Here is a 3,246-nt window from a genome sequence, read left to right on the forward strand (position 1 = left end):
CTGGTGTAATTTTAGGCGGTTTGACGTTCCTTACTGCTTTATAACAGCTAAACAGCAACTTTACATTAGAAATCTGGTGACATGAAAAATGCCACCGGATTTCTATTTTTCTCCTGGCAGTGGCCAGGATTGGCTTACCGACGGTAGCTTTGGCGCAGAAGGTTCCATCATTTGCACGCTTGTTATGCTGGCAAGCATCCTGATTCTTGCCTATCAGCTCAAGAAATCCGGCAAGCTCTTTGTAAAGAAATCTGCCGAGGTCGCAGGTGCAAATCTACAAATTTCATACTACGCTGAATTTCACGAGCGCATTGCATTCTGTTCACTTAGATCGATTGATTTTTCTCGTCCACTTCTCCTGCACCTTAAGGAGAAGTGGATTGTGTATATACGGTCAATTTGCAGCTTGAACAGCAAATCCTTCTCGCCATTTATTATGATTTACCTATCTTATTGCTGTTTGAGGAGAAATAATGCGCGCTAAGAAAGTTTTGAGCATTTTATTTGCTCTTGCTCTTGTTTTGAGCAGTCTGCCTGCATCTGCAATTGCTGAATCTATTGAAGACGCAGGTAAATACTCCATTGTTGTCTCGTACGTTAATGTATTAAACGACGAAGAGATTCACGCTCCTTCTAAACAAGTTGTAAATGAGGGAGAATCTTGGTCTGTTACAGCTCCAACAATCACCGGCTATGACCTGGAAGATCCTGCTCAAGCAACTGTTACTGGCGTTGCTTCTGGCTCAGATCACTACATTAAACAGACCATCTATTACATGCCTGGTTATGTTACCTACACCGTTAAGCGCATGAAGGAAATGACTACCGGCAATTATGTTGAGGCGTCCTCCGAAGAAAACTACGGTGTGCCCGATTCGATTGTTACCGCTTCCGATGTCACCTATCCAGGTTTTGTGCGCACAACTACAGACCTTTCGCTCAAGGTTACCGCAGATGGCAAGGCTGTTAAGTGCATCTATTACGATCGCAATCCTCGCAGCGCAATCTACTTCTCAACTTCTGGTAGTGAGCTGTCTCCTGTAATTGGAAATCCGGGAGATCCTGTTCCTGCCGTCCCTAATCCAACACGAACTGGCTATACCTTTGCTGGTTGGGACCTTAATGACGATGGTGTTGCAGATTCTTTGCCTACCACCATGCCTCAAGAGCCTGTTACTGCAAAGGCACTTTGGACTCCAGCAACAGCAACGTATCACTACGCCTATTTTATTCAGGATCCAAACAACCCTTCTAACTACAACTACGTTACAACCACCGCAGCTTCCGGAACTGTTGGAACAATGACTGCAACTGCTCCTGTCCAGCCAAATACAGGCGTTTTCCGCTTTGAAACATACAGCCACGAGAGCGATCCAACTCCTATTGCAGCAGATGGCTCTACCACTATTAACGTTTACTACAACCTTGCAACTATCACCGTTAATGTGCGTCCAAAGATAAACGGCTCCATTCTTGCAACGCTTACGCTTCGTTATGGTGACTCGTTTAATCCTTACGCCATCAACCCCAATACCGGCAACAAGTACAGCGACGACATGCTCGCCGCCATGCGTGCAGACGACCCTTCTGGAACCTACTATTGGTATGGCATAATCCCTGGTGTTGGCGGTACTGCAACCACCGTCCAAGCAAAAACAACTGACCCAGGAGCCGCAATTACTGCAGATAATGTGCTTGAAATTTTTGGTCGCTATACCAATTCCACTGCTCTTGGTCCACGTTATCGCTTCTACTACTATCAAAATCTTGATGGTACCTACGATATGGGCGGAGATCACACGCTTTCTCGACCTGGCATGATTACAGAAATTGCAAACAACGATGGTGACGGATATCTTGAAAGCGAGAATAAACATCCTGGTTTTTCGTATGACGGCTACCGCATGAGCATTGGCCATTTTGATGGAACCAATTACGATGCACTTGGTTGGACCAGTTGGCAGCCATACAACTTCGACTACCTCATCACTGATTACAATTCCAACTTGATTGAGCACCGCTATAAGCGCAATACCTATACCGTTACCTACGTAAGCTCTGGTACAACTGTTGCTACGCACTCTCATCTCTTTGGAGAGTCCTTTAATGCCAGCACCGATGTTCCTGGCACCTCTTTAACTTCTCCACGTCCTGGTTATGTTTTCAAGGGCTGGTACGATAATTCAGAGACTGTGGGCACTCCTGTTACCGACACCACTATGCCTGCAACCAATACCGTGTTGTATGCCAAATGGGTGCCTCTAACCGCAACCGTTACCTTTGACTCTGAGGGTGGTTCACCAGTCAACTCGCAGGAGCTCACCTACGGAGATGCAGCTACCAAGCCCGCTGATCCAGTACGAGAAGGCTACACCTTTGCTGGCTGGATTCTCTACACCAACGGAAACCCCTCTGTATACAGCTTCTCTGCAGCAGTTACAGGTGACATTACCCTCCACGCACTCTGGAAGAAGAACGACTCCTCCGTCTCCTACACGGTCATTCACCAGACAGATGACGGTCAGATTCTCTCAACCACAACCGAGACTGCTCCAATCGGTTCTCTCGTCAGCAAGTGGGCGCTCGACGCCGCTGATCGCGGAGACTATGCCTATGTAGATGTGTCTTCTCGTTCTATGGTCCTTGGCGAGAATGCCGAGAATAACGTCTTGACCTTTACGTATAGTAAGGAAGCTCGCTACAGCTATACCGTCCATTACGTTGACGCACAGACTGGTGAGCAAATCCATTCCGACGATGTTATTGGCAGCCAGACGCTCAACCTGCAGAATGTTTCTGCTCGTGAGATTGACGGTTACACACTTCAGGGTGACAGCATTGGATATGTTTCTGCTGATCAGCTTGAGTACACGTTCTACTACACAAAGAACCCTGAAGCACCTGCAGCACCTCAGACCCCAGCAAAGCGTAAAAGCGCTCTGCCCGATACTGGCGATGCTTCAAGCGTGATTCTTGTTAGCACAGCCCTAACCTCTGTGGCTTCCTTGGGAACTTCTCTTGTTTTGCGTCGTAGGAAGCGTAACTAGAAGTAAAAGACAGCATTAACGCAAGCAAAACCCGAGCGCTTTGGCACTCGGGTTTTTTGTTGCATATTCTTGAAGTAGCCGCAGGCGGGCACAACTCTACAATCAGAAAAGCCTAATGAGGCTCATTACTTTAGCCATAAATCTGTAAACCAATCTTCACAACTAAAGCAACAGTATTAAATTCTGATTTCACAGGTAG

General features: G+C 46.9%; 2 protein-coding genes. Both read left to right on the forward strand.

From position 1 onward, the window contains the following. Positions 1-88: 88 nt before the first annotated feature. Positions 89-484, forward strand: a complete 396-nt coding sequence (locus HMPREF1647_RS07035) for a hypothetical protein (RefSeq protein WP_035431334.1) — start codon at positions 89-91, stop codon at positions 482-484. Continuing rightward, on the forward strand, positions 474-3,047 hold the full coding sequence (locus tag HMPREF1647_RS01055; protein ID WP_035431336.1) for an InlB B-repeat-containing protein: 2,574 nt from the start codon (positions 474-476) through the stop codon (positions 3,045-3,047). The genes HMPREF1647_RS07035 and HMPREF1647_RS01055 overlap by 11 nt, the downstream gene beginning before the upstream one ends. Positions 3,048-3,246: the final 199 nt, after the last annotated feature.

The sequence above is a fragment of the Lancefieldella parvula DNF00906 genome, from assembly GCF_000758945.1.
In the GTDB taxonomy this organism is placed as follows: Bacteria; Actinomycetota; Coriobacteriia; order Coriobacteriales; family Atopobiaceae; genus Lancefieldella; species Lancefieldella parvula_C.